This window comes from Wolbachia endosymbiont (group B) of Cyclophora punctaria (genome assembly GCF_964028235.1).
In the GTDB taxonomy this organism is placed as follows: domain Bacteria; phylum Pseudomonadota; class Alphaproteobacteria; order Rickettsiales; family Anaplasmataceae; genus Wolbachia.
The window spans coordinates 76,146-103,095 of sequence record NZ_OZ034749.1; the positions used below are offsets into that span (position 1 = coordinate 76,146).

The 26,950-nt window shown below is 34.2% G+C and carries 30 protein-coding genes and 2 tRNA genes; 14 read left to right on the forward strand and 18 right to left on the reverse strand.

Features of this window, described 5'->3' with window-relative positions; genetic code table 11:
* The first annotated feature begins 301 nt into the window (after nucleotides 1–301).
* Complete coding sequence (locus tag ABWU33_RS00420; RefSeq protein WP_211908641.1) at nucleotides 302–592, forward strand: hypothetical protein; 291 nt, start codon at nucleotides 302–304, stop codon at nucleotides 590–592.
* Here the strand turns inward: ABWU33_RS00420 and ABWU33_RS00425 are convergent.
* From ABWU33_RS00425 to cutA, 3 genes are all read right to left on the reverse strand, one after another.
* Nucleotides 589–1,017, reverse strand: a complete 429-nt coding sequence (locus tag ABWU33_RS00425) for a hypothetical protein (protein WP_246433248.1) — start codon at nucleotides 1,015–1,017, stop codon at nucleotides 589–591. The genes ABWU33_RS00420 and ABWU33_RS00425 overlap by 4 nt on opposite strands.
* A 138-nt stretch (nucleotides 1,018–1,155) precedes the next feature.
* Nucleotides 1,156–1,227 (reverse strand) — tRNA-Gln (locus tag ABWU33_RS00430).
* Nucleotides 1,218–1,553, reverse strand: a complete 336-nt coding sequence (gene cutA / locus ABWU33_RS00435; RefSeq protein ID WP_211908645.1) for a divalent-cation tolerance protein CutA — start codon at nucleotides 1,551–1,553, stop codon at nucleotides 1,218–1,220. The genes ABWU33_RS00430 and cutA overlap by 10 nt, the downstream gene beginning before the upstream one ends.
* A 245-nt stretch (nucleotides 1,554–1,798) precedes the next feature.
* Here cutA and ABWU33_RS00440 point away from each other — a divergent pair, with 245 nt between their 5' ends.
* From ABWU33_RS00440 to ABWU33_RS00450, 3 genes are all read left to right on the forward strand, one after another.
* Entirely contained in the window at nucleotides 1,799–2,266 is a 468-nt protein-coding gene (locus tag ABWU33_RS00440; RefSeq protein ID WP_353280801.1) for a transposase, read from the forward strand.
* Nucleotides 2,267–2,342: 76 nt separating this feature from the next.
* Nucleotides 2,343–2,831: a transposase gene (locus ABWU33_RS00445; RefSeq protein WP_246433088.1), complete on the forward strand. Its 489-nt coding sequence runs from the start codon at nucleotides 2,343–2,345 to the stop codon at nucleotides 2,829–2,831.
* A gap of 195 nt (nucleotides 2,832–3,026) precedes the next feature.
* On the forward strand, nucleotides 3,027–4,199 hold the full coding sequence (locus ABWU33_RS00450) for a hypothetical protein (RefSeq protein WP_353280804.1): 1,173 nt from the start codon (nucleotides 3,027–3,029) through the stop codon (nucleotides 4,197–4,199).
* A 23-nt stretch (nucleotides 4,200–4,222) separates the two neighbouring features.
* Here the strand turns inward: ABWU33_RS00450 and thyX are convergent, their stop codons facing one another.
* The 4 genes from thyX to acpP all read right to left on the reverse strand — a co-directional run bounded on the left by thyX (nucleotide 4,223) and on the right by acpP (nucleotide 8,102).
* Complete coding sequence (gene thyX / locus ABWU33_RS00455; protein WP_211907520.1) at nucleotides 4,223–5,056, reverse strand: FAD-dependent thymidylate synthase; 834 nt, start codon at nucleotides 5,054–5,056, stop codon at nucleotides 4,223–4,225.
* Nucleotides 5,049–6,335, reverse strand: coding sequence for a UDP-N-acetylglucosamine 1-carboxyvinyltransferase (murA, locus tag ABWU33_RS00460; protein ID WP_353280806.1), 1,287 nt, complete (start codon nucleotides 6,333–6,335; stop codon nucleotides 5,049–5,051). The genes thyX and murA overlap by 8 nt, the downstream gene beginning before the upstream one ends.
* 228 nt (nucleotides 6,336–6,563) lie before the next feature.
* Nucleotides 6,564–7,835, reverse strand: a complete 1,272-nt coding sequence (fabF, locus tag ABWU33_RS00465) for a beta-ketoacyl-ACP synthase II (RefSeq protein ID WP_211907518.1) — start codon at nucleotides 7,833–7,835, stop codon at nucleotides 6,564–6,566.
* Nucleotides 7,836–7,841: 6 nt separating this feature from the next.
* A complete protein-coding gene (acpP, locus tag ABWU33_RS00470; RefSeq protein ID WP_211907517.1) occupies nucleotides 7,842–8,102 on the reverse strand; it encodes an acyl carrier protein in 261 nt (86 codons plus the stop codon).
* Nucleotides 8,103–8,229: 127 nt separating this feature from the next.
* Between acpP and ABWU33_RS00475 the strand changes: the two genes are divergently transcribed.
* Together ABWU33_RS00475 and ABWU33_RS00480 are read left to right on the forward strand one after the other, a co-directional pair.
* The gene (locus tag ABWU33_RS00475) at nucleotides 8,230–9,012 is read left to right on the forward strand and encodes a polyprenyl synthetase family protein (protein WP_353280808.1); all 783 of its coding nucleotides are present in this window, start codon (nucleotides 8,230–8,232) and stop codon (nucleotides 9,010–9,012) included.
* On the forward strand, nucleotides 9,005–9,877 hold the full coding sequence (locus ABWU33_RS00480; protein ID WP_250120113.1) for an FKBP-type peptidyl-prolyl cis-trans isomerase: 873 nt from the start codon (nucleotides 9,005–9,007) through the stop codon (nucleotides 9,875–9,877). The genes ABWU33_RS00475 and ABWU33_RS00480 overlap by 8 nt, the downstream gene beginning before the upstream one ends.
* A 70-nt stretch (nucleotides 9,878–9,947) precedes the next feature.
* Here the strand turns inward: ABWU33_RS00480 and hslU are convergent, their stop codons facing one another.
* Entirely contained in the window at nucleotides 9,948–11,399 is a 1,452-nt protein-coding gene (gene hslU / locus ABWU33_RS00485) for an ATP-dependent protease ATPase subunit HslU (RefSeq protein ID WP_353280810.1), read from the reverse strand.
* A 1-nt stretch (nucleotide 11,400) separates the two neighbouring features.
* Nucleotides 11,401–11,955, reverse strand: coding sequence for an ATP-dependent protease subunit HslV (hslV, locus tag ABWU33_RS00490; RefSeq protein ID WP_010406442.1), 555 nt, complete (start codon nucleotides 11,953–11,955; stop codon nucleotides 11,401–11,403).
* Nucleotides 11,956–12,037: 82 nt separating this feature from the next.
* Between hslV and gshA the strand changes: the two genes are divergently transcribed.
* Entirely contained in the window at nucleotides 12,038–13,192 is a 1,155-nt protein-coding gene (gshA, locus tag ABWU33_RS00495) for a glutamate--cysteine ligase (protein WP_019236751.1), read from the forward strand.
* Here the strand turns inward: gshA and ABWU33_RS00500 are convergent.
* From ABWU33_RS00500 to ABWU33_RS00510, 3 genes are all read right to left on the reverse strand, one after another.
* Nucleotides 13,189–13,989 (reverse strand): hypothetical protein, encoded by an 801-nt coding sequence (locus tag ABWU33_RS00500; protein WP_211907513.1) that lies wholly within the window; start codon nucleotides 13,987–13,989, stop codon nucleotides 13,189–13,191. The two genes, gshA and ABWU33_RS00500, sit on opposite strands and share 4 nt — an antisense overlap.
* A 61-nt stretch (nucleotides 13,990–14,050) precedes the next feature.
* The gene (hemH, locus tag ABWU33_RS00505; protein WP_211907512.1) at nucleotides 14,051–15,004 is read right to left on the reverse strand and encodes a ferrochelatase; all 954 of its coding nucleotides are present in this window, start codon (nucleotides 15,002–15,004) and stop codon (nucleotides 14,051–14,053) included.
* Nucleotides 15,001–15,819 (reverse strand): hypothetical protein, encoded by an 819-nt coding sequence (locus ABWU33_RS00510; RefSeq protein WP_250120111.1) that lies wholly within the window; start codon nucleotides 15,817–15,819, stop codon nucleotides 15,001–15,003. The genes hemH and ABWU33_RS00510 overlap by 4 nt, the downstream gene beginning before the upstream one ends.
* Before the next feature lie 114 nt (nucleotides 15,820–15,933).
* Between ABWU33_RS00510 and ndk the strand changes: the two genes are divergently transcribed.
* The 6 genes from ndk (at nucleotide 15,934) to folD (ending at nucleotide 20,704) form a co-directional block, all read left to right on the forward strand.
* Nucleotides 15,934–16,353, forward strand: coding sequence for a nucleoside-diphosphate kinase (ndk, locus tag ABWU33_RS00515; RefSeq protein WP_211907511.1), 420 nt, complete (start codon nucleotides 15,934–15,936; stop codon nucleotides 16,351–16,353).
* Nucleotides 16,354–16,473: 120 nt separating this feature from the next.
* Nucleotides 16,474–17,652, forward strand: coding sequence for an aspartate aminotransferase family protein (locus tag ABWU33_RS00520; protein WP_250120110.1), 1,179 nt, complete (start codon nucleotides 16,474–16,476; stop codon nucleotides 17,650–17,652).
* A gap of 68 nt (nucleotides 17,653–17,720) precedes the next feature.
* A complete protein-coding gene (locus ABWU33_RS00525) occupies nucleotides 17,721–18,998 on the forward strand; it encodes an HlyC/CorC family transporter (protein WP_211907510.1) in 1,278 nt (425 codons plus the stop codon).
* Between the two features lie 9 nt (nucleotides 18,999–19,007).
* On the forward strand, nucleotides 19,008–19,265 hold the full coding sequence (locus tag ABWU33_RS00530; protein WP_006014634.1) for a DUF2312 domain-containing protein: 258 nt from the start codon (nucleotides 19,008–19,010) through the stop codon (nucleotides 19,263–19,265).
* The gene (locus tag ABWU33_RS00535) at nucleotides 19,258–19,833 is read left to right on the forward strand and encodes a UbiX family flavin prenyltransferase (RefSeq protein ID WP_010406412.1); all 576 of its coding nucleotides are present in this window, start codon (nucleotides 19,258–19,260) and stop codon (nucleotides 19,831–19,833) included. Before ABWU33_RS00530 ends, ABWU33_RS00535 begins: the two co-directional genes overlap by 8 nt.
* Nucleotides 19,817–20,704, forward strand: coding sequence for a bifunctional methylenetetrahydrofolate dehydrogenase/methenyltetrahydrofolate cyclohydrolase FolD (gene folD, locus ABWU33_RS00540; RefSeq protein ID WP_211907508.1), 888 nt, complete (start codon nucleotides 19,817–19,819; stop codon nucleotides 20,702–20,704). Before ABWU33_RS00535 ends, folD begins: the two co-directional genes overlap by 17 nt.
* Before the next feature lie 99 nt (nucleotides 20,705–20,803).
* Here folD and ABWU33_RS00545 read toward each other — a convergent pair whose 3' ends face one another.
* The 6 genes from ABWU33_RS00545 to ABWU33_RS00570 form a co-directional block, all read right to left on the reverse strand.
* Entirely contained in the window at nucleotides 20,804–21,442 is a 639-nt protein-coding gene (locus tag ABWU33_RS00545; RefSeq protein ID WP_353281074.1) for a cell envelope biogenesis protein OmpA, read from the reverse strand.
* Nucleotides 21,426–22,304 (reverse strand): IS3 family transposase, encoded by an 879-nt coding sequence (locus tag ABWU33_RS00550; protein WP_353273672.1) that lies wholly within the window; start codon nucleotides 22,302–22,304, stop codon nucleotides 21,426–21,428. The genes ABWU33_RS00545 and ABWU33_RS00550 overlap by 17 nt, the downstream gene beginning before the upstream one ends.
* Nucleotides 22,280–22,579: a transposase gene (locus ABWU33_RS00555; protein ID WP_353280344.1), complete on the reverse strand. Its 300-nt coding sequence runs from the start codon at nucleotides 22,577–22,579 to the stop codon at nucleotides 22,280–22,282. The genes ABWU33_RS00550 and ABWU33_RS00555 overlap by 25 nt, the downstream gene beginning before the upstream one ends.
* 57 nt (nucleotides 22,580–22,636) lie before the next feature.
* Nucleotides 22,637–24,661 carry a lipase family protein gene (locus ABWU33_RS00560; protein WP_353280346.1) on the reverse strand — a complete coding sequence of 675 codons (2,025 nt, stop codon included), beginning with the start codon at nucleotides 24,659–24,661 and terminating at the stop codon, nucleotides 22,637–22,639.
* A 12-nt stretch (nucleotides 24,662–24,673) separates the two neighbouring features.
* Nucleotides 24,674–25,276 (reverse strand): RDD family protein, encoded by a 603-nt coding sequence (locus ABWU33_RS00565; protein WP_211908320.1) that lies wholly within the window; start codon nucleotides 25,274–25,276, stop codon nucleotides 24,674–24,676.
* A gap of 23 nt (nucleotides 25,277–25,299) precedes the next feature.
* Nucleotides 25,300–25,382 (reverse strand) — tRNA-Leu (locus ABWU33_RS00570).
* Between the two features lie 102 nt (nucleotides 25,383–25,484).
* On the opposite strand from ABWU33_RS00570, the gene ABWU33_RS00575 reads away from it, so the two are divergent.
* Complete coding sequence (locus tag ABWU33_RS00575; RefSeq protein WP_211908318.1) at nucleotides 25,485–26,927, forward strand: replicative DNA helicase; 1,443 nt, start codon at nucleotides 25,485–25,487, stop codon at nucleotides 26,925–26,927.
* The last annotated feature ends 23 nt before the right edge of the window (nucleotides 26,928–26,950 follow it).

The following is a 26,950-nucleotide window of genomic DNA, read 5'->3' on the forward strand; positions in this document are numbered from 1 at the left end:
GCGAAAATTATCTGTTCAGCAGAGTGACAAAATAAGATAGACAAAAAAGCTATAAGAACAAATAGTGTCATGCAACACTGGCTTTTGTACACAAAACGTTGTAAAGCACTTTTGTCAACCTGGATCCCAGCTCGGATAACAAGAAAAGAAGCACTGGTTTCACATAGATCTGAATAGATATAATTTCTTAAACATTTATAGCTCACATAAAACCCGGTCTGACTGTCATAAAGGCTACTCATTGCAGCAGACAACTTTCGCACTACTTCAAATTCTAATTTTCAACTTAAAGAGGTACATAATGTCAAATAACTTCAATTTCAAAGAATTTTTTCACCATCACGAAGCAAATAGCACTTTAGATGATATACAAAGGTACTGCATACTGTGGCAATCAGTGATATCACAGGCAATGATTGATGCAGCAAGTAACTGTAAAAAAACAGAAAGCTTGGTAGAGAAACGTAAAGCAATTTCCTGGCTATCAGACTTCAGTCAAGATTTTGTTGAAACATGTATACTGGCTGATTGCGATCGGTTATACGTAAAAAACAAAATACAGCCAATTCTAAAAAAGATAAAGCCCTTTTAATGAGGTTTACCCCTCTCACCAAGAAAAATATCATTTAATCTTTTTTCTATAGCTTCATCTATATCTTGGATTAATAGCTGCTTTATCATATTCACTTTCCGTTCTGCCTCTTGAAGATTATTGTTACCGTAACTGTTCTTATTACTATAACCATAACTACTGCCATTTGGTTTATTACCCATTTTTCTTCTTGTGCTGAGTATCTGAACTATCTTCTCCTTGAAAAAAGACTTCCAGCCTGTGCCAGAAAATAATTTGTAGAGAAAATGCGGAGTAAGAAACGCTACTAATATTCTAATAGAAACTCCATAACCCAAATCATCTCTATTTTCATAATACCATTTTAAATATTGATATAAATGGTAAAATGCATTTTTGAAAGAGCTAAATTCTACAGCATACCAAAAGCCACTGGTGAGAAACATGAGCATAATGCTCGATGTATAAAGATACAAAGTGAAAAAAAATAGCTTGACAACTATATCTTTCAAACTGCCCAGTATGTAATTAAATAACCTTAATTTATAAAAAAGTGATATCATTTCACGCACACTTCAATAAAGCTGGGGTGGAAGGATTCGAACCTTCGCGTGGCGGTATCAAAAACCGCTGCCTTACCACTTGGCTACACCCCAATATTGTTTATATCAATAACATTATTAACCCAATTAGTAAAAGATTTATTCGCTTTTCCTATGGGTATTATCAAAACGGCTGGTTGACCATAAGAATGCATTGCCTCGATTTTTTCTACAATCTTATCAGCCTGATCATTCCTACTTTTCATAATTGCCACTACTTCACAATTACTATTAATTTTACCTTCCCATAAATACAGAGAATTTACTTCAGGAAATATATTTACACACACAATTAACTTCTCGTTTAACAATTCTTCAGAAATAGCCTGAGCCTCTTTCAAGTTTGAAAAAGTTATATAGACTAAAACTAAATTGCTCATTAATTGCTACATAAATGCATTTTTACTATACTCTACTTAGATTTATTCATCAAGAGAAAATAGGAGAGACCTCTTCAGTGCTTGACACACAGAAATTGAAGATGTAATTTAGTAGCTCTCCCCTTGTCATCCCAGTAGTTCTCCTCTTGTCATCCCAGTGCGTGACACTGGGATCCAGCCTTTTTTACCAACAAAAACTTAGCATAAACTTTCGTGCTCAAAAAATTCCTGGATTCCAGTGGGCTTTGTTGCATAGGTCAAATAAAAAGAACTGGCAGTTACTGACAAAATTCACTATAAGACAAGCATTTAACCTACTAAAGAAAAATATGCCACAAAAAATGAGAGTCAGTAACTGCCATGAATATAACAAATTTCTCCAAGAGAGGGGAAATATTTTTTATTACGTCAATGATGCCATAGAAAATTGGTACGAAAAAGGTCCAAAAATGGCTGGTGGCAACTATATTTATAGCGATAAGGTCGTGATTCTGGTTCACATAATAACTTATTTATTTAGAATAGATCTGAGACAAACAGCGGGATTTATAGCAGGGTACCTTGAGCAAGTAAGGAAAAACTTGCAAGTTATTAGCTATTCCCAGGCCTCAAGAAGGCTTAAAAAACTTAACATCAAAATTAATGATCGAAGACATGATAAAAATAATACAGAAGATATTGAGATTGCCATAGATAGTACTGATCTACAATAATATTCCAGGTCATAGCAAGGCAAATGGTACAGATAGAAAGTATCGCTGCTATGAGCAAACAAGAAAACTGCATGTAATGCTAGAGATAGGTAGCAAAAAAGTTATAGCAGCAAAATACAGTGGCGGAGTTTATTCTGACCACTATGGAGCATGTGATCTTATTGCAAGGATTGATGTTAAATATAATATAAGCACACTATATGCAGACAGGGCATATAATCGAAAGAAGTTATACAAACTGTGCGATGAGCTTGACATAAAGACAAGGATTCCTCCGCAAAATAATGCAATAGAGCATCCAAAGTTGGATTATATGGATGAGAGAAATTCTACAATCAAGCTCATAAAGTCATATGATGAAGATGGTATGAAGAGGTGGAAAAAAGAGATAAATTATGGGAAGAGATCTTATATAGAAAGTTTTTTCTCGCGACTGAAGCAAACATTTGGGTTTAGTTTTAGAAACAAATCTGAGGTTAATCGTGAGAGAGAACTGCTACTCAAGTGTTATTTGCTTAACAAATTTACTGATATAGGCATGGCTAAATTTGAGATAGCTTCATGAATTTATTCCACGTTACCTATTATCCGAAGAGTGATGCAACAAAGCCATTCCAGTGTCAGCTACTTGCATGACACCACCTACTATGTAATTTACTTTTTTATATAATAAATATTATTAATTTATCAAGATGTTAGTTGACAAGTAGTGTAATTTATACCATTATTAAGATATATAGTTAATATCTTAATAAATAATATGCCAAAATATGTTAATCGCATTGCTCAACCTATTGTATTAAAAGTCTGTACTGATAAGGAACATCCTAGAGTTAAAGTGTTTTGTAAAACTGAAGATAGAGAAGATGGACAAGTTGAAATAAGACTCTCAAAACAGAAAATTGCGGAGTTTTTAAATCAATTTGCCAATAAAGGAAAGCACCAAATTTCTATCAGTAAAAATGTAGAACAAGGTATAATTAAAGATATAGAAGGTATACGTAGAGAAAATGGTAGATATGTATACAAAGCACCGGATTTATCAGCTGAAGAACAATATAATAAATTATTTGAAAGTGAGAAAGCTATTCAATTTAATTTGAATACTTTTATGTCAGATAGTATATCTAAAATTGTACAATTAAAAGATAGATTTGAAGAAATTTTAGATTTTGATTCCAAAAAAGGGCTATGTCACTCATTAAGTTACTTTATTACTTTTGTAAAATTAGAGAATAGGCAAGATTTTGTTGCATTTCTCGAGTCTGATAATATTATATCTGAACAAGATTTTATGAATTATATTGATGGAAAAAAAGAACAAACGAAAAAGTTATTAATGATGCAGTTTTTATCGCAATTCTTACCTATTCTTGATGTTCAGAGCATTGAAAAGCGAGAAGGAGATCAATTTTATTATGATGACATAATATATAAGGAATTAAATAATAATTTATCTTCAACAGAACTATGGATCTATACTGAGCAAGAACAAATCAAATGTGCGTTAAATGATGTGGAGATAGGATGCTACTTAGAATTTAGTTATTTTTGCTATGCTTGTAATGAAGAAGATGTCATTGAGGATGAGGGGCATTCTATGTTGGTGTATAAAGCAGAGAATGATAAATACATATTTTTTGACCCTAATAAAGGAGCGGTTGGCTTTTGTCCTGATACAGGAGCTGCCAATTTTACATTAGAGGAAATTTGTAGGGTAATGGAACTTGCTGTAAACCGTTATTCATATGATATGTATATTGAAAATTTTGCAGATTATTGCCAAGTTTATATTATGCTTAGAAATGCAACAGTAATGTTAAAGAAAGCCGAAAAGCTTTACGAAACAATGGAAAGAATAAATTCAAAAATAATTGATATATCAGTTGATAAAGGTATGAATAAATTGTTGCTTACACCTGCAAGTCTGTGAACGATATAACTTGATCTTTTTGGCTATTTACCAAGTATAGACATCAGCTCATTCCATTCTCTTTTACCAATGCCACTTTCTTCTCTCGTAACATTTTCTCCTTTTATTAGCTTGCGAATTATTTCAAGACCAGTTTTTGAAATGCAGGCTGATTTTAGCGAGTATTCAACAAAAGCATTATAGGCCAGCGGGACCCATTTCTTCACTATGTCCAACATAACTTCTGCATAGACTCTAATTTCATATTGGGCGTGCTGATCAGCTCTAAGTCTTAAAAAGTGAAGAAGGTTGTGTAAATCTATTTTCCAATAAAACTGAGTATAGTAATTAAGTGTTAGATTAGTTCGGGCAATTTCCCTTGCAAGGCCCTGTTCAATAAATTTCTCATAATGAGAATATACTAAATTAGAATCATTTATTAGAGAATCTATTATTTCTTTTGAAGTACTTGAGTCAAAAGCTTCACCGCTGCCTTGTTTATTATTATCAGATTGTTTTGCAACCTGTTCTGGTATATAAAATTCATTATCAAGTATCGAATACCTTCCGGAATATTCATTCACATTTGCAGTTCTATGTCTTATCCACTGTCTTGCAATAAAAATTGGAAGTTTCACGTGAAACTTAATTTCACACATTTCAAATGGAGTTGTATGATGATTTCTCATCAAATATTTTATAAGCGCCTCATCTTGATTTATCTGTTTCGTTCCCTTTCCATAAGAAACGCGAGCAGCTTGAACTATGGCGCTATCAGAGCCCATATAATCAATTACTCGAACAAATCCATGATCTAACACCTTATGTTCTTCGTATAGAATTTCATCTATCTCTTTTACTGTAGTTCGCTTATTCATAACATGTCCTCAAGGAAATATCGGCTCCACACGAATTGAGTTTTTCGTCCATCGCTTCATAGCCTCTCCATAAATGATGTGAGTTATTTATTGTAGTTTCTCCTTTAGCTACCAAAGAAGCGAGAATTAAAGCTGCTGTTGACCTTAAGTCATTAGCATGCAGATTAGCTCCAGATAGGCTCTTTGTTCCACTTATAGTAGCTTTACTTTTTTCGATGCTGATATTAGCGCCTAATTTTCTTAGCTCATTTGCATGTGCAAATCTACTTTCAAAAATGTTCTCTTCAATGATTGATATTCCATCTGCAATGCACATTGCAGACATTAGTTGTGGTTGCATATCACTGGGAAAGTTGGGATATGGATTTGTTGCAACGTGAGCAGATTTAATAGAGCCATTTTTTCTAGAAATAATAATACCATCATCATGTAACTCAACTCTGGCTCCTATAGTCTTCAATTCATTTGCAATACATTCTATATCAGACAAACTTATTCCTTCCAACTTTAGCTCGCCGTCGGTAATGACAGCAGCCAAAGCATAAGTACCGGCCTCTATGCGATCTGGTATTATTTTATGCTCACACCCATTTAATGCTTCAACACCTTCTATTGTGATTTTTGTATTATTAACTTCAATATTGGCACCCATAATCTTCAGAAACTCTATTAAATCAAGAACTTCCGGCTCGATTGCAGCATTGTTTATTATTGTTACTCCCTCTGCAAGTGTTGCTGCCATTATTATATTTTCTGTTGCACCAACACTCACTTTTTCAAATGTTATTTCTTTGCCTTGCAATTTCCCCTTTGTTGTTGCAGTTATATTACAGCTATCAATTTCAATTTTAGCTCCCATTGCTTCAAGTGCCTTAATATGAATGTCAACAGGACGTTTTCCAATATTACATCCACCAGGAAATACTGTTGAAACTCTACCAAATCTGCTGAGCATTGGACCTAGCATTAAAAAAGATGCTCGCAGTCTGCTTGCAATTTCATGTGATATTAAATAGTTATTGATATTGCTACAGTCAATTTCCAAAGTGTGATTTGCTTTATAGTCTTTATTGCATATAAAATTTACTTCTGCACCAAGACTCTTAAGCAGCTCAGACATCAAATGCACGTCAATTAAATCAGGTACGTTATGCAAAGTTATTGAAGAATTACTAAACAAGCTTGACGCCATTATTGGCAAGACTGCATTCTTTGAACCATTAATCTTGATTTTTCCAATCAAGGGCTTATGGTTACTTCTTACTAATATTTTATGCATTTAATCAAGCGATAGAACTTATCAAGTAAGTATAATAGGTTAGCGGTAAAAGGCAAAATTTTGCTTTTTCTTCTTCTGTCATTCGAGTAGCTGAAACTGGGATCCATTTCTTCATCATCATCAAAATGTTATATTTCAACATTACTTTTATGCTGACCAATTTAACTGGATTCTAGTTTCAGCTACTCGAATAACATTTTCGTAGTCGATTCAAAATAGCATAATTAACTACACCTTTCCAAAGATGAGAGACGCGTTGGTACCACCAAAACCAAATGAATTAGAAAGCGCATATTGAATTTTATGCTCTTGAGCTTTAAGTGGTACAAAATTTAAATCACACCCTTCTGAAGGTTTGTGTAGGTTTAAAGTTGGTGGAACAATTCCATTGTTTAATGCAAGGATACTAAATATTGCTTCAACACTTCCTGCGGCACCAAGTAAATGTCCTATAGAAGATTTAGTCGAGGAAACAGGTATTTTATAGGCATAGTCACCGAATAACTGCTTCATTGCTATTACTTCAACTTTATCCCCAAGTGTTGTTGAAGTCCCATGTGCATTGATATACCCAATTTGACTTGGGCTTACTTGTGCACTCCTTAAAGCAAGTTCCATTGCCTTAAGTGCGCCTCTTCCTTCTGGATGTGGTGCTGTGATGTGGTGCGCATCTCCTGTTAACCCATATCCAGTGAGTTCTGCATATATTTTTGCTTCCCTTTTTTTTGCATGTTCATATTCTTCCAGAACTAATATACCTGCCCCTTCGCCCATGACAAATCCATCGCGTTCTTCGTCCCATGGCCTTGAGGCCTCTTCAGGATTATCATTGAATTTAGTTGATAGCGCCTTCATCGATGCAAAACCTGCAATTCCAACTCTGCATAACGCACTTTCTGCTCCGCCTGCAATCATAATGTCAGCTTCACCGAGTTTTATAGCTCTTGCTGAGTTTATAATCGCATGCGCACCTGTTGCACATGCAGTTACCGCTGAGTCATTTGGACCTATAAATTCGTATTTAATAGAAATATGACCAGATATCAAATTTATTAGACTTGCAGGAACAAAAAATGGGCTAACACGTCTAGGCCCCTTCTCCTGCATGGTAATTACATTTTCCTGAATTGATGGAAGACCACCTATACCAGAACCAATAGCTACACCTATTCGCTCTTTATTAATATTTTTATTTTCCAAAATTAGTGAATCTTCTACTGCCTGAACAGCTGCTGCAATTCCGTAGTGAATAAAACGATCTGTTCTTTTTAGGTCTTTTTCAAAAATATAATCTGGTGGATTAAAATAATGCTCAATGTTATCGGATTGCACAGGCACCTGCCCTGCAACCTGACAAGCAAGATCAGAAGAGTCGAACCTATCTGTATTGATTGCTTTGATGCCAGATTTACCTTCTTTCAGCTTTGACCAGGTGTTATTAACATCTGCTGCTAGTGGAGTAATTAAGCCGACACCGGTAACTACTACTCTTCTGCTCATTCAACATCAATTGTTTGCTTTGTTTACTATATATTCAACTATCTGTTCCATAGTTTCCATTTTTTGCGCATCTTCATCAGGAATCTCTATACCAAACTCTTCTTCAGCTGCCATAATTATTTCAACTGCATCTAAACTATCTGTGCCATGGTCTGAAAGCTTTGAAGAACTACCAAATCCCTCTACATCCTTACTGATGTGCTCTAGTATAATCTTCTTTACTTTTTCTTCTATATCTTCCCTAGTGCTTTTTGCTAATTCGCTCATTTCTTACTAAAAAATAACCTATTCTCTGATGTTATAAGAAATTTTGATGTTTGCAATAGCTTTTATGATTATATAAACTATTAAAAACTTCTTATCTCTTAGCACTCGATAGTTAATAAATTTAAAAATGCTAGACGAAACAACAAAAAATTTGCTTGTTGTAGAAGTGAATAAGCTCTTACCTGAAAATAGCGAGAATAGACTTATATCAGCTATGCGTTATGTGCTTCTTGCTCCTGCAAAACATATACGTTCTTTTTTAGTTATAGCATCTTCGTCGATATTCAACATAAAGGTTGAAAAAGCAATAACAGCAGCAGCAGCAATTGAATTTATTCATGCTTACTCCCTAATTCACGATGATCTGCCATGTATGGATAACAGTGACACCCGCAGAGGCCAGCCAAGCTGCCACAAAAAATTTGGTGAAGCAACAGCAGTACTGGCCGGAGATGCATTACTTACCCTGGCTTTTGAGGTATTATCTTTGTTAAATTGTGAGATCATAAAAGTGCTCTCTCAAGCAATAGGAATGAAGGGAATGGTGGGAGGGCAGATTTTAGATATAGGTGCAGATTTTGGCAAAATAAAAGAAATTCATTTGATGAAAACTGCAAAACTATTTGCAGCTTCATGTGAAATAGGGGCTATAATAGGAGGCGCTACAGACAAGGAGCGGGAAGCATTATATAACTATGGAATAAATCTAGGGCTTATTTTTCAATCCAAGGATGATATCGAAGATTATGAGCAAGATAAAACAAACAATTTAATGTCCGTGCTTGGCAAAAATGAAATGGAAAATTATATAGATAGTCTCTTTAAACAGGCCTCAGATAATTTAAGTACGCTTTCAGGGAATACTAATGACTTATATGATTTATTGAATCAAGTAAAAAAAGATGGTTAGAAAAATTATATTACAAATGTTTATCTCTGTAGTAATGATTCTCGCTTTAGCTTCTGCTTTTATAATTACGATTGTTTATATAAACAAAGATAAACCAGAGAAAAGGGAAAAGCTTTACGAAATAAATGCTACACATGGTGGTTTGACACAGATGATAGCAAGTTATTTGGTCAGGCCGATACTTGAATCAGCTCTTGATCGTTATATTGAAAAGCATGGGTTAGCAGAATATTTAGAAGAAATAACACAGCAAAAAGAAGAAGAGATGATAAACTTTTATGAAATTACTGAAGGCAGTGGCAGTAAAGTTTTCTGTGGCCAAGAAGTTCTGCTACAAATGTACAAAGTCTCCAACAACCTAGCAACGCTACTTCCGACTGATGTCAATTTGAAAATAGGTCAGGATTACTTAAAAGAAGTGAGTTTAGGGGTAATAGGTATGAAAGAAGGCGGAGAGCGTGTAGTTACTATTGCTGCTGATGACAACAAAATGAGTTTTAACTCTTATTACATCAAACTGATTGAAGTAAAAGATAAATATCCCGATTCAGTAAATAACCTGATGATTTTTAATGACTTAATTAACAAAACTGGAAAACGAGTAAAATGTGGCGATGAGATATCAGTTCAATATAGCATAAAGAGACATAATGGTGAGTATATAATCAAAGATCAAATAGTGCAGTTTAAGGTTGGTGACAAAAAAATACCACTTGCTATAGAACTTGGAGTTGTGGGAATGAGAGCTGGTAATAAAAGAACAGTTCTTTCTCCACCTGATCTTTTAACTGATGTGTTAACAAAAGGCATAGATTGTGATATTGCAATAATTGATTTAAGCTTGAATTCTACTATTGCAAAATAGCTTAAAGAATTACGAAGTAAGAAAAAATAAAACCTCTTGAATGCTCTATATTACTTAAAGTAAGCTTCCTCTAAAGTATAAATTTAGATAAATCAAGCTGCTTTGAAATTGACTCTAGTTTATCTCTTACATATTTGCTATCTATAACAAATTTTTCATTATTTTTTTCAGAAGCGATAAAACTTATTTCATCCAAAAGCTTCTCCATGACAGTATGAAGTCTTCTTGCACCTATATTTTCCACTTCTCTATTAACTGTAAATGCTATTTCAGCTATAGTCTCTATACCATCATCAGTAAACTCAAGTGTTACATTTTCCGTTTTCATTAACGCTATATACTGTTTTAACAAACTAGATTCTGGTTCCTTTAATATTTTTATTAGATCCTCTTGAGTAAGCGCCTTAAGTTCCACTCTAATTGGCAATCTACCCTGTAATTCTGGTAAAAGATCAGATGGCTTAGATAAATGAAAAGCACCAGATGCAATAAATAATATATAGTCTGTTTTTACGGGGCCATACTTAGTTGAAACAGTTGTTCCCTCAAGTAATGGTAACAGATCGCGCTGCACTCCTTCTCTGTTGACTTCACCTTTTATTTCTGTACGTGCTGCAATTTTATCTATTTCATCTAAAAACACTATACCTTCATTGCTAACAAGATCAATCGCTTCTTTGACTATCTTGTCTTCATCCATTAACCTTTCGCTTTCTTCATTAATCAATATTTCACGTGCTTCTTTCACTTTAACTGTAATAGTTTTTGTTTTTTTGCTCCCATTAAACATCTTGCCCACGATTTCTGTTACGTTCATCACACCAATTTGCCCACCTGGCATGCCAGGTATATCAAAAGTGGGTAACATACCCTTGCTCTCCCTGACGTTAATAGAAACTTCTCCATCTTCAAATTCCTTATTTCTCAGTCTTTCTCTGAAAACTTTTTTGCTTTCCTCGGTTGCATCTTCACCAACCATGGAGTTGACTATTATCTTTTCAGCCAAACCTAAAGCTTTTTCAGTTAAGGCTTTACGTGCTTTTTCCTTAACTAAAACTATTGCTGCGTCAACTAAATCACGTATTATCGAGTCAACATCACGTCCAACATATCCTATTTCAGTAAATTTCGTTGCTTCAACTTTTATAAAAGGTGCACCAGCAAGCTTTGCTAAACGGCGAGCTATTTCAGTTTTACCAACTCCCGTATGGCCTATCATGAGTATATTCTTAGGTATAATCTCTTCACGTAGTGGAAGTGGGACTTTATTTCGACGCCAACGATTTCTGAGTGCAATAGCAACAGCGCGCTTTGCATCATTCTGCCCGATTATAAATCTGTCTAATTCTTTAACTATCTTCTGTGGTGGTAGATCATCTAATAAAGCTTGTGAGCTTTGAATGCTACTACTTCCTGTACCTTCATTTTCATAGAGGCTATTTTTCTCATTACAGTCATCATTATTATCAAATTGACCTACTACAGATTGACCAGAAAAATTAGCACACAAAGTTCTTGACATATTACTCCTCTATTTTTTCGATAATTAGATTATGGTTTGTATAAACACATATATCGGCAGCTATCTTCATAGCCTTTTTTGCAATCTCCTCTATTGATATTCCTTCAACGTCAATCAAAGCTTTTGCTGCAGATAAAGCAAAATTTCCTCCAGAGCCAATGGCTGCAATGCCATCTTCAGGTTCAAGAACATCACCCGTTCCTGTAATGACCAATGAAATAGACTTGTCTGCCACGATCATCATAGCTTCTAATTTTCTTAGATATTTATCCATTCTCCAGTCTTTTGCAAGTTCAACACATGCCCTCATTAACTGTCCTGGGTGCTTATCAAGTTTAGATTCTAGCCTTTCGAAGAGAGTAAATGCATCAGCTGTTGCTCCAGCAAAACCGGCAATTACGGAATCACCAGAAAGACGCCTAACTTTTTTTGCTCCAGATTTTATAACGGTATGGCCTAGCGAGACTTGCCCATCACCTATTACTACTACATTTTTGTCTCTTCTAATTGACAGTATAGTAGTACCATACATTTTACTGCTGTCATGATGAATCATTTTTTTGTTATTTTAATTAGTTATATTATATTAAGATTATAACTTATAATATAGTACTTTTCTTATAACATTTAAAGTGTAGATGCAAAACATAATTCATCCAAATCTGGAAAAAGATATAAATAATTGGTTCAAAACAAAATTTAATGGTTTTACATTACCATTTTATAGCTCCATAGATCTTAGGAATTCAGGCTACAAAATTGCTCCAGTAGACGCCAATTTATTTCCTGCAGGGTTTAATAACCTAAGTGAAGTATCAAAAGCGATAGCAGCAAAATTGATAAAAAGCTACTTCGAAACAAAACAATATAAAAAGGCCCTTATAATACCGGAGAATTACACACGAAATAAAATGTATATAGAAAATGTATTTGCCATAGAAAAGGTACTGCAACTCGCAGGTTTTGAAACTAGAATTGGCCTCTTTCATAATGAAACGTACAATTTAATAGAACAGTATGAAACTGTTGTGAAAGAAAACTCTTTGCTGAAGACAACTTCAGGATTTGTGCCTGATGTTATTATACTGAACCGTGATATGACGAGCCACATTCCAGACACGCTAGAAAACGTAAAACAAGAGATAGTGCCAAGTCCATTATATGGCTGGCACAGTAGGCAGAAATTTCAATATTTTGAAATCTATCAAAAATTAGTGTCCGAATTTTGTGGCGAATTTAAAATGGACCCATGGCTTATTTCTGTGCTTACAGAAAGCTGTAATGGAGTTGACTTTAATGATGATTCATCACTAGGAGCAGTAGCGACTAAAGTTGACCAAATATTATCTCTAGTGCAAAAAAAATATGAGGAATATGAAATAAAAACACAACCTTACGTTTTTATCAAAGCAAGCAATGGCACATATGGAATGGGCATTATAACAGCAACAAGTGGAAAGGAAATATTAAATCTCAATAAAAAAAAGCGTCATAAAATGAAAAAGATAAAAGAAGGAATAGCAATCAATAGTGTTATTATACAAGAAGGTGTACCAACTATTGACATATTTAAAAGTAGTTCTGCAGAACCGCTAATATACTATATAGGAGATACTCCAACATGTTACTTATACCGATGTAATAGCAGGAAAGATGTATATTCTAGCTTGAATTCCACTGACTGTGAATTTTATGACATCAGCCAAGAAAATAAAACTTTGCCACTTTGGAATATTGTTAGCAAATTAGCAGTGCTAGCATTGGCAGTAGAAATTAAGTCTTTTCATCTCTAATAATTAATTTCTACAATGCTGCTATTATGCTGAATATGGTGAGCGTCATCAAGTCCAGTAGAAGGATCAGTACCATTATTAGGTTGATTGACAAACTTATCGATGTTTGATACTAGATATGCTATGCTTAGTAGCAAACTAACCGTAACAGTTAAGTTGAAATTATAGATTATGCCACCACCCAAGTCTATTGGTATGGTTGGAAGTTCCATTCTTTTTAATATGAAGCTTAACAAGCCCAATGACAAAGCGAATGTGCTAAAAATAACTTCTTTGCCATATTTAGCAGACTTTTCAGAATCCTTATTATCTAGATACTTCTTCCATGTATAATAACAGTTTATGCATTCTGAAAATAGAAATAGAACTGCTGATGTTAAGCTAATATAACTTATTACATCCTTGTTGTTTCTAGCTAAGAAATGAATGATTTTTGTCTGCATCAATATTCCTATTACACAGTTTGCCAAGAAGGCTAAGCTACCCACAACCTGTATTGGTTTTTCAGGTTCATTTCCCCCTTTACCATTCTGAAGTTTTTTAGATTTATATCCAGCTAAATTGAGACCAAAGTGAAGAGCAAATATTATTGATGTTGGTAGTTTTATGAACTTAGAAATATCTAATATAGTACAAATATTGGATCTGTTGTTATCAATAAACTCGCAACAGAATTGCAATGAAATTTTACACAATATGCCTGTTAAACCTACTGCAATACAATACATCTTTCTAATATCATGATTGTGAGCATCATGTATACTTTCTATAAATGTATTTGGCTTACCTTTTGGCATAAGTAGATAATAAAATAATAACTTTTTAATATTATACTATAAAAATCTAAAAAGAAAAGTGCTATAAATCAGTACTTTGAGAGTGATCTAAACATAAATCGGCCAAGCACTTGATAAATAAGAGATCAGTACTGAGAGTTGGTACGCGAAAGTAATATCCGTCTTTGATAATTGCTTTATACTCTATATCAAGTTCAACCAGTGTTTCAGAATGCTCAGAAACAAAAGATATAGGTGATAAAACTACAGGTATATTATCGTCTTTTGCGCGTGATAGCTCACTTTCAGTGCTAGGCTCCAACCATTTTACAGGGCCAACCTTACTCTGATAACATATTCCCCAGTCAAGATCTTCAATATTCAATTTTTTTACTATTAATTTTACTGTTTTTTCTATCTGTGAAGCGTAAGGGTCGCCTTTTTTAATGATACTAAGAGGTAAGCTATGGGACGAGAATAGGACTCTTGGCTTACCGATTTTGCTAGCTAATTTATAATATTTAGACGTCAGATTAACATGAGCTTCAATAAAGTCTTCATTGTCATAATAATGGTGAATTGTTTTTGTGTTACATTCCAGTTTGGCATTTTTTTGCCAATTCTCGATGGATGATAGAGTTGTGGTGGTTGAATATTGCGGATATAGTGGTAACAGAATGATTTCGTCAGGGTCGAATTGCTTTACGCTTTTAACAACTTCATCAGCAAATGGATGCCAATAACGCATGCAGATGAATATCTTATATACATGGTTTCCATTTTCATTTAATTTTAGTTCTAAAGCATCAGCTTGTGCTTTCGTATTCTCCAAGATTGGCGATTTACCTCCAATGTGCTCGTATATTTCTTGTGCAGTACTTTCTCGCCTTTTGGAGATAAACTTTGCTAAAAGGAAGCGAAAAGGATTTGGTAGATTTATTATTCTTTTATCGTAAAAAAGATTAAATAAGAAAGGACGGACCGCACTTAGTGAATCAGGTCCGCCTAGGTTAAATAAGATTACTGCCTTCTTCACTGACAGCACCTTTTTTCAGGTTTGCCTATAAAATCAGCTACACACTCATCAAGTTTAGTTACAGGCACTAAATTTCTTACACTGGCATACAATAGATGAGCAGATCTCTTCATGTTACTCTGTGTAGATGCAAAGCCTCTATCGAAAACCACATCAACACAAAAACTTGGCACTGCTTCAAGAAGTTCAACAGCAGCCAAAGATATCATTATGCAGCTTTGTAGGGCCTTCAAAGGAACCATAAGCGGAAAAAGTAAAACCTTAACAAAGAGAGAGCGAGGACTTTCATTCATTATTTGTCCTTGATTAGGAGAATTATACTCAATATGCTGTCTGTTTTTATTAAAAATAGGAAATTTTATAGTGTCTTCCTCAAATTGCTCATCTATTTCTTTTCTACTATGGTTAGTGATCTTTTCCATTAATTTCTCACGCAATTGACAAGTAGTTCTCACAAAAAAACACGTGGCAATCATCAATATAGCACATATAAGCGCACAATGCATGAGGTTCATCCCACCTATCATAGATGGTAATGCAAGACAAACAAATGGCACTATGATAGCCATTTCGAAAAATGGAATAGTATTCCTTTTTATTGCAAAAACAGCGCCTTCTTTTAATTTTGTATTATTGTGTAAGCTATACTCTAAATAACTCAAAAATGCCAAATTAAAAGTTAAAAATCCTTTTGTCCCACAAAAAATTGATGACTTGAATTGATTAACCCATTCTTTAGCAGTAAGTGTAGTTTCAATTGATTGTTTAACATTAGGATCGACTGGTTTGTTGTTTTTTTTATTACAACACCCCATAAAACACCTCCTTGATGGTTTATTCTTAACTATAAGTGAAAAATTGCTTTTATCAAATCAAAGTTTATAATAAAATAAATCTATAAATATACGATCTTAATATAAGGAAATAATATGGCAATTGAGAGAACACTTTCAATATTAAAACCTGATGCAGTAAAAAATAATATTACAGGCAGTATAAATTCTTACATTGAAAAATCTGGACTAAAAATTATAGCACAAAGAATGATGATGCTGACAAAAAAACAAGCAGAGCTGTTTTATGAAATTCATAAGGATAGGCCTTTTTTTGGAGATTTGGTGGAATTTATGACTTCTGGGTCTGTGATAGTTCAAGTTTTAATCGGTGAAAATGCAGTCAGTAAATACAGACAAATCATGGGTGCTACAGATCCAAAGCAGGCAGATAAAGGTACAATTAGGGGTGATTTTGCTGATGATATTAGTGAAAATAGAGTGCATGGTTCTGATAGTCTAGAGAACGCTCATAGAGAAATAGCTTTCTTTTTTGCTGAATGTGAATTGGTGTAGTTTTACTTTTTTACATATTAAATTTCTGAGTTTTATGTTGAACTGTATAATATTAGCTCAATTTTTAGTTTAAGCAATATTAAGGGAAAGCTTTTTCATGCACTATAGATAATATTTAAAATGGATCATGTTGTTAACGCTTATAATAGATCTGAAGCTTCTATAGTTAGAGGAGAAGGAGTATATCTCTTCGATAAGGATGGTAAAAAATATTTAGACTTTGCTGCAGGAATTTCTACAACCTCTCTAGGGCATTGTCATCCATACATTACAGATAAACTGAAGGAGCAACTGGATTCATTATGGCACTGCTCTAATATTTTTACTATTCCTCAGCAGGAAAGGCTTGCTCAGCGTTTAACAGAACTTACCTTTGCCGATAAAGTTTTTTTCTGCTCAAGTGGACTTGAAGCAACAGAAGCTGCAATTAAATTTATTCGCCGCTATTTCTACTTAAATGGACAAGAAAAGCGCAGTCACATCATTACAATTGAAGGAGGTTTTCATGGCCGCAGTATTGCTGCAATTTCAGCTGGGGGAAATGAAAAATCACGCGAAGGTTTTGCTCCACTCCTTTCTGGTTTTGATAAAGTTCCAAGAAATAACATTGAAGCATTAGAAAAGAAAATCAATAGCGAAACAGCTGCCATATTTTTAGAGCCTATACAAAGTGAAGGCGGAGTACATCCATTGGAGGTAGAGTATCTTAAAAAAGTAAGAGAGATAACAAAAGCTCAAGGAATAATTTTATGCTTTGATGAAGTGCAATGCGGATATGGACGGATTGGCTCTCTATTTTACTATCAAAATATAGGAGTTGAACCTGATATGCTCACTTGTGCGAAGGCTATGGGTAATGGATTTCCTCTGGCTGCATGTTTAGTAAAAGATTATATAGCAGAAGCAATCACTCCAGGAACTCATGGGTCAACTTATGGAGGTAATCCACTTGCCATGACTGTTGGTAATGCAGTACTCGATGTAATGCTAAAGGAAGGCTTTTTTGACCATGTTAAGAAGGTCAGTAAATATCTAAAAGAAAAGTTGTTGCCTTTGACTGAAGAATTTCCGAAGATCGTTTCAGAAGTTCGTGGGGAGGGTTTATTGATAGGGATAGAGCTTAGAGTACCTTTGGCTGATAAAATTGTTAAACAATCTCTTGACAAAGGCTTAATGATGACTAAAATTTTAAATAATAGGGTAATAAGAATAACTCCTCCACTTGTTGTTGAGAATATGCATGTGAATGCAGTGTGTGATATATTTCATGATTTATTTTTTTATATTAAAGATATATAGACTTGCAAATGCTTCTTACAACATATAAAATCAACTCTGTTTCTATATCGCAATAACATCATACTTTAATGGATTGGTTATTGATTTCAGTATTGTCAGCAATTTTTTTCTTATTGATTTTATCGTTTTTGTTCTCAGGAGCAGAAATAGGGTTAACCTCAATTAGCCGATCCCGAGTGAATAAACTAAAGCTAGAAGGTAACAAAAAAGCCAAGATAATAGAGCTTTTGTTAGGTAAAAAAGAATTAACAATAGGAACAATATTACTGTGTAATACAATTATTAACATTACTTGCTCTGCTTTATTTACAGTAATATTTATAAATTCTTTTGGGAATGAGGGCATATTTCTTTCAACATTCATGATGACGTTTTGTATTTTGCTATTTTGTGAAGTTTTACCAAAAACTTACGCCATGCAAAATCCTGAAAAATTTACATTACTTTCTGCTTATTTTATGCTGTTTTTTGTCAAGGTTCTTTCTCCATTGACATTAGGCATTCAGTTTATTGTCAATATCATTCTGAAGTTATGTGGGCTTCATAAGAATAGGGAGGTAATATCTGCAGCAGATGCAATGCGTAATATGATTACTCTTCACCGCAGTGAGGGCACTATGTTACAACAGGATTTAGATATGCTAAATAGTATACTTGATTTGGCTGAGACAGAAATATCACAAATTATGACCCACAGGAGAAACTTATTTTCTCTTGATATAGATCGAAATAAAGAAGAGTTAATAAGAGAGATTTTAACCAGTAGCCATAGCAGAGTACCTTTATGGCAAAAAGAACCAGATAATATTGTTGGAGTGGTTCACGTGAAAAATCTAATAAATGCCTTGCGTGAAAAGGATAATAAAATAGAGATTGCCAAAGTTATGTCAAAGCCTTGGTTTATACCAGAAAGTACGCCACTCAGTGTACAACTTCACAACTTCCGTAAAAACAGGAAACACCTTGCATTTGTTATTGATGAGTATGGAGCACTACAGGGAATCGTAACTCTTGAGGATATACTGGAAGAAATAGTTGGAGAAATTTCAGATGAACATGATTTGATCACAGAGAATTTTATAAAAAAGATATCCGATAATATGTATCACATAGAAGGAAAATCTACTATTAGGGATATTAATAGACAGTTACATTGGGATCTTCCTGATGAAGAAGCTACAACTCTAGCAGGTATGATTGTAAACGAGATAGAGCGCATTCCTGAAGAAAATGAAGAGTTTTCCATGTACGGTTTTTACTTTAAGATTTTAAAAAAAGATAAAAATATTATTACTATGATTGAAGTACAAGTAAAAACTGATAATACTGTAGTAGCAATTAATTAGTTGGGTTCTATGGAAGATACAGTAAAAATAACGGCTGAAGATTTGAAGAGCTATATAGAGAGAATCGAAAAACTTGAACAAGAAAAGAGGGATGTGCAAGATCACATTCGTGATGTATATGCAAAAGCTGCAGATGAAGGTTGGGATATAAAAGTGATGAAACAGATTATTAGGCTAAGAAAGATGGATGATGATGACAGGGAGGAACAGGAAATATTACTTGATACCTACAAACGTGCATTGGGAATGAATTACGAAGGTGAATAGTAGGATTGTAATTGGAATAAGTGGAGCATCTGGTTCTATTTACGGTGTACGGATTCTAGAGGCACTAAAAAATACCAATCATGAAACTCATTTAGTGATCAGCAGTGCTGGAAAAATAACTATAGCTCATGAGATTAAAGAAAAACTTGAAGATATTATATCGCTTGCAGATTTTTACTATTCTGAAGAAAAAATAGGAGAAAAAATAGCAAGCGGCTCATTTAAAACCTCAGGTATGGTTATTGCTCCATGTTCTATGAAAACAATGTCTGAAATAGCATCGGGGGTGACTTCCAATCTATTAACAAGGGCTGCAGATGTAACTCTAAAAGAAAGAAGAAAATTAGTTCTTATGGTGCGAGAATCTCCACTACATCTTGGACATCTCCGAAATATGTTAAAACTAACGGAGATGGGAGCAATTATTGCTCCGCCGATGCCTGCTTTTTATATTAAACCAAAATCTTTGGATGATATTGTAAATCATGCTGTTGGTAAAGTATTGAATTTATTTGATATTGCATTACCTGACTTCAAGGAGTGGCAAGGAAATGTCAATTATTATTAACGGTAAAAAAATAGCAAATGATCTCTGTGAGGAGCTATCAAAAAAAATTGATATTTTAAAGAAAGAGTATAATGTTTTTCCTTGTCTTAAAGTAATTCTTGTGGGTAGCAATCCAGCAAGTCAGGTCTACGTTCGTAATAAACAAAGAAAAGCAGAATCAATAGGCATAAGTTCTGAAACTATTGTTTTGCCTGATAGTATCTCAGAAGATGAATTGATTGAAAAAGTTAATACATTAAATGAAGATTCATCTGTGCATGGAATTTTAGTTCAGTTACCTTTACCAAAGCACATCAGTGCAAGTAGAATAATTAATACAGTAAGTGTTGAAAAAGATGTAGATGGCTTTCATGATGAGAATGTTGGCAGGTTAGTTAAAGGTGAAAAAAATTGTCTGATACCTTGTACTCCCAAAGGTTCTTTGCATTTAATTAAGTCAGTTGAAAATAATCTGTCCGGTAAAAATGCGGTAATCATTGGCAGATCCAATATTGTGGGTAAGCCAATGTTTCACCTATTGTTGCAAGAAAATTGCACTGTTACCATCTTGCATTCACAAAGTAGGGATTTAGCTGATTATTGCTCTAAGGCGGATATAGTAGTTGCAGCAGTTGGAAAGCCAAATTTTGTTCAACCAGATTGGATAAAAAAAGGTGCAATAGTGATTGATGTTGGCATAAATAGCATTAACATAGGAAATCAAAGTAAGCTTGTGGGTGATGTTGACTTTGAGGGAGTAAAAGAAAAAGTCAAAGCTATTACTCCAGTGCCTGGTGGAGTTGGCCCGATGACAATAGCATTTCTTATGATAAACACTGTAGTTGCTGCTTGCTTACAGCGGGAAGTTGATCCTTCTAATTTTATTGCTTAATATTTATCTTAATGTTAGCATAAACAGAATACCTTTGCAAATAGCACATATATAGCACCGAGCATACAACTGTATATAAGGATTCAAAGTGTTCATAGCTTAAAAATTATAACGTATACCTACTTCTATGATTGCATCTGGTTTTTTCATCGGTGGTTTAAAGCCACTTAATTGACCGCTTGCAGCAATAGCAACTGTGCTAACTATCTGTGGAATAATTTCACAATCAACACCTAACTTTACTTTATAGGAAATAGCACCCAGTATTTTATCTAGTGTTTCATTTTGACCTGCGGCTGCGGCTACAGTTGCAGCTGAATTTACTGCATTTGTATCCTCACCAAGACCAAAAGATGGCAATATTCGAATATATCCACCCAGTCCTATACTAGCATATAATTTAATAGGATCAATTTCAAGATCAGGATAGTAAAGGTAATTTGCCAATAAACTAGCTCCTACTTTTCTTTTTGCTTTATCAGTTATATCACTTATGTTAGCAAGAACCTCAAGTTCAAACTTAGAATTTTTGTTATGATGATAACCAAAGACAACGTTAGGGTTCAATTTAAAGCTTTCACCCCATCGAGTCCCAAAGTTTAAACCTACATAACCTACATAGTAATGATCTTCGTACTGGTCTTCATATCGATCTTCGTATTGATCTTCACAATGATTGACCTTACCCAGAAAAAGTAGACAGAAAGTTAAGACGTTTTTGCTATGAGAATGATGAATCAAAAAGCTCAGGAATGCAATAGTTAATAGTAGAATGTCTACGCTGTTTATTATAAAAAATTTCTATATATTCAAATATTGCGGTTTTAGCTTGTTGTGCAGAGTGTTGTGAAGTATCAATGAGTAACTCTCTCTTAAGTGAACTAAAAAAGCTCTCTGAAACAGCATTATCATAACAACAACCTTTGTGACTCATACTAGAAGTAATATTTTTTGTACTTAGTAAAAATTGATAATTTTTAGAGGTGTATTGCGATCCTTGATCGCTATGAAATAGTAGATTTTTAGCAGATTTGCGCCTACCAATAGCCATGAATAACGCATCTATAACTAATTGCCTATTTACTGCATTACTCATTGACCAGCCAATCACCATGCGTGAATATAAATCTATTATTGCTGCCAAATATAACCATCCTTCATTAGTTTTTATGTACGTAATATCAGTTACCCATATCTTGTTAGGTTGATCAGCGATGAAATTCTGATTTAATATGTTAGGAGTTATAACTCTATTGTCTATTTGTGGTTTTTTACTTTTAAACTTTCGTCTAAGCTTAGCTTGAATGCCATTTTTCTGCATAACATTTTGCACTGTTTTGATGTTATAATTTTTACCTAAAGCCTTTAATTCAGCGTGAATTTTAGGAGCTCCGTATCTGCATTGTGATGCTCGATATACCTTCTGAATATCTTGTATGAGCTCTTCTCTTATTGATTTTTTGTTGTTTTTTTCCTTAGTAATCCATTTATAATAACCACAAGCAGATACGTTCAAAAATCTGCATAATTCCCGTATTTTATAGCAGTTTTCATGTTCTTTTATAAAAGAATATTTTACTCTTTTTGGTTTGCAAAATATCCCAGGGCTTTTTTTAAAATGTCTCTTTCCCTCGTTACTCTTGCCAGCTCTTTCTTTAAATAAAACTTTTCTTTGTCACAATGAGCTACTTTCCCTTTTCCTGGAAACGCATCTACTCCAGACATTCTATCATTGTATGTTTTTACCCATCTGCTTAATGAATCACCGCTAATACCCAAATCTCTTGCTATTTTTGCTGATGATTGACCTGTTTCTTTTACTAGTCTTATAGCTTCAATTTTGAATTCTGCTGTATATTCTTTTCTTTTTGTCATACCACACCTCTTTGAAAAAACGTTTTATTTTACTTCAAAAACGTCTTAACTTTCTGTCTACTTTTTCTGGGTAAGGTCAGTTAGACCTTGCTTTGCATCATCCAGCTGCCCTTCCAATTGATTGTTTTGTATAGTCATTTGATCTACTTGATCTTTTAGCTTTCCAATCTCTTTTTTCTTCTTTTCAAGCTGAGCTCTTGCTTCATTAGATTCTTTGCTAAGTTGCATGACTTTACTAGTTTCTTCAGCTAGTTTTTGCTCTGATTCTACAAGTTGAACTTCTGTTTGCTCACATTTCCCTTCAAGCTCCCTTGCTTGACTAGACAAATTACTATTTTCCTGTTCAAGTTGAGCTTTTACTTCCCTTAGCCCTCTCTCACTCTCTCTGAATTGAGCTTTAGCATCCCTCAGCTCTTTTTCTGCAAATTCTACCTTTTCTTCTAGCTTAGTTTTTGCTTCCTCAAGTTTCTCCAGTCGATTAGCCAGATTACTATTCTTTCTTTCTAATTCAGCATTTGTTTCCTTAAGTTCCTTTATAGTATCATTAAGCTTGGTTACTGTTCTAGTTTGTTCATCCAGCTCTGCTTTCTTTTCTGCAAGCTGATCTTTTGTCCCTTTAAATTCTGCAGTAAGTTTATCTATTTGATCATTGAGTTGATTAGTCTCCTGTTGTTCTTGTGTTAATTTTCCTTTTTCATCATCTAGCTCTTTAGTTTTTCCAACCAAACTTTGTTGTATACTCTTTAACCTTCCCTCTAATTGAGTTTTGTCATTAGTAGGCTTAGCTACTTCTTGTTCTAGTAGTTTAATTTTCTCTTCTAATTTTGGAGCATATTGAATTGGTATCTCAGAAAGCTTAATGTCTTTATTTTCTTCCTCAACTTTTTTAAAGAACTCCTTATCATTCACATCGACATATGACAAAACTGCATGGTAAAATAGGCCAAAAATATAAGCAATATGACGATACTTAGATGGATTGTTATCTGATTTAAAATTTTCCTGCTCTACTTCCCGAACAAGGTTATAATAGATATTAATTCTATGATAGTGCAGTTCTAAGTACTCCAGAGTTTTACCTGTTTCTAATTTTAATGATTTACCTACATGTTTATAGTGCATACCAGCATTACCATGTGGCAAACATGGTACCGGATCTGATTGACAAGCTACTCTAATAGTCTTATTTCCAAGACACTGATTGTAAACTTCAGCGGCACCATTGTAGAAAACTCTTGGAGAGCCAAAAGTTGCAACATGAACATCTTCGGCATCTTCTGTTTTATTAAGACATAAAGCAGCGATATTAGCAAGAGCACCTCCCATGCTATGACCTGTAACATTAATTTTCAAATCTTTGATTGCTAATCCTTTATCATTAGCATGCCCTTTTAATATCTTATGCACACTGGGCCAAGAGCGTTTGAATAAAGAGTAAAAACCAGAGTGTACACGATGATCTTCAGGTAAAAATGACAATTTAGCTAAAGATGCACGAAGATCTTCCTTTACATCATTTAAATCACGAGTACCATGGTAAGCTATAGTTACTTCCTGACCTTTAATAAAAACATAACCAGCATCTCGATTATATGAATTGCTACTCATTAAAGCATAACCGACATCTTGTTGCTCTAATTTATAGTCAGTATCCGAGCAATATTTGTCTTCAATGAGTTCATTGTCGTAAAATTTTATAATTTGATAACCTTCTTCTTCAAATTGCCTTTTAGTTTTGTACTCATCTTGCTTTAATTTTCTGTCCACATTACCGTAGGAAATCTTGCTAAAAGTACACATTTCTTGTAATTTTTCTTTATTAAATCCTGCAATTTGCCCTTTTATCAGATCAGCAAGGTCAAAAGCATCCTTTAATCCAGCACCTTTAAAATCTTCTATCTTCTTCCATGCTTTAATTAGGTCAGAAGTTCCTAGCCCATTAAGGTCAAAACTTTGAGCTTCTAATTCGTTCTTAAATGGTTCTAGCGCTTCAATTGCGCATTCTTTTATTTCATTACCACCAATATGTACAATACTATCGCTAATAGAATCCATACTTTGACCATGAGTAATACTTGGCATATTTTTTACCTACTATTTCATTTTATCAGGCTTAAGACTCTTATTTGTGACAACCACCGTATTTGCAATCTTATCATGCCAAGTTTGGCAACGTTTGTCGAAGCTTGCCCATATGAAACCTAAGAATAGTGGTGCAGTTGACAATATAAAGGAAAAAAACCTCTTTATTGCTTGTTTTAGAGTCAATTTTTCAAAAGTTTGTGCATTTACAACTCTGAGTCCAAGTAATAACTTTCCAGGTGTAGCGCCAAATCTTATCCACATATATGCTACATAACTAAAAAGCATAATAAATTGAACTATCTGATTTAGAACTAGTAACTTGATTAGCTTACTCTGCATTGCTGTTTCCTCTGCAGATAGTGGTACCTGCATTTGATATTTTGCAGCAATTTGGCCTAATATTTTACTGCTCTCTGAGCTCATGAAGAGTTGATTTAAGGTCTGACCGCAAAACTGCAAAAATAAAACGATGATGATTAAATCAAGCAGCACTGACAAATAGCGTCTAAGTCCCGTTACATAGCATATTCCATTATCATCCTTTTTCACTTTTTGAATAGCATTTATAGAAGAAAGAATGGAAAATAAACGATTAAAAATTTTATGTAACATATATGCATTTTCCAATGTTTGAGTGCCCCTGGCCGGACTTGAACCAGCATGCTTTTGCAAGCAACAGATTTTGAGTCTGCCGTGTCTACCATTCCACCACAGGGGCCTACTTTAATGCTATAAGCAACACAAGATTAGTCAAATTTTTTATCTTTTAAGTAAGGACTGAATATTCTACAATAATCAATCATTACTCTGAAAACTTAAAATGAATGAATTAGCTAATCTTATTGATTCAAGAGAAGAAATATGTAAATTGCCACACAATTTAGAAGCAGAGCAAATGCTCATTGGTGCAATGATTCGTGATAATAGAATTTGTGATGCAGTTGAAGATATAATTGCAGCAGACAATTTCTATGATCCACTACATCAAAGCATTTTTACCCAGATATCTAAAACCAGAAAACACGGCATAGTTGCCAATGAACTAAGCCTTAAGATGTTTTTTGAAAATGATAAAGCATTTGCCGAATGTGGTGGAGTTGAGTACCTAGCAAAACTTGCAGCAAAGGCAAGCATTGCGCTTGATATCTATAGCTTGACCAGAATAATCCGTGATACTTATTTAAGGAGATGCTTAATCAAGCTCGGGCAGGAGATAGTTGACGATAGTTACAACTACAACATTGAAAATCCTGCACAGGTACAAATTGAGCAGGCAATGACAAAGTTGTTCAACTTAGTAGTAAAAAAGCAAGGTGATAAGACATATATAAAGCTTGCAAGTTCAATTAAAGATGTGGTTGAGAAGATCAGCAAGCTGAAGAATAACCCAGAGGCTCTAGGTATTACAACCGGACTTCAAGACCTAAACCAGCTCCTTGGTGGTTTGCAGAAATCTGATCTGTTAATTATAGCTGCAAGGCCCTCAATGGGAAAGACAGCATTGGCGCTGAACATCGCACTTAATGCTTGTAAGATTTTGCAAAAAAGAACAGATAAACAACACTACGTAGCGTTTTTCTCACTTGAAATGTCAGCAGAGCAATTGACTGCAAGATTGATTACTATAGATTCAGGCATTGGTTATTATAAGGCACTGACTGGGAGAATTAGTGATTTTGAATTACACGAATTCATTAATGCTAGTACAGATCTATCCGAATTACCTTTCATCATAGATGACACTCCTGCATTATCAATTAGTGCTCTTCGTACCAGAATACGTCTTCTCTATCAACTATATAATGTAGAGGTGGTCTTTATCGATTATCTGCAGTTAATTCGAGGAACAACAAAAAGGAGTAGTGAAAATAGAGTGCAAGAAATCTCAGAAGTGACGCAGGGTTTAAAAGCAATTGCAAAGGAACTAAATATTCCCATTGTTGCACTATCACAGCTCTCTCGTTCTGTTGAGCAAAGGGATGATAAAAAACCACAACTTTCTGATTTACGTGATTCAGGAAGCATAGAGCAGGATGCGGATATAGTAATGTTCCTCTATAGAGAAGAATATTATGAATTAAGAAAGCAACCAAATGAAGGAAGTAATAAACATCGAGAGTGGCAAGAGAAAATGGAGAAAATTAGAAATATTGCAGAGCTGATCATTGCAAAACAAAGAAACGGGCCAATTGGCAGTGTGAAGCTACATTTTGACTCCAATAGAGGTGCATTTAAAGATTATACAGAAAGATATAGTCTGTAGCGGTTTTGAGTAATTCTGGAAGT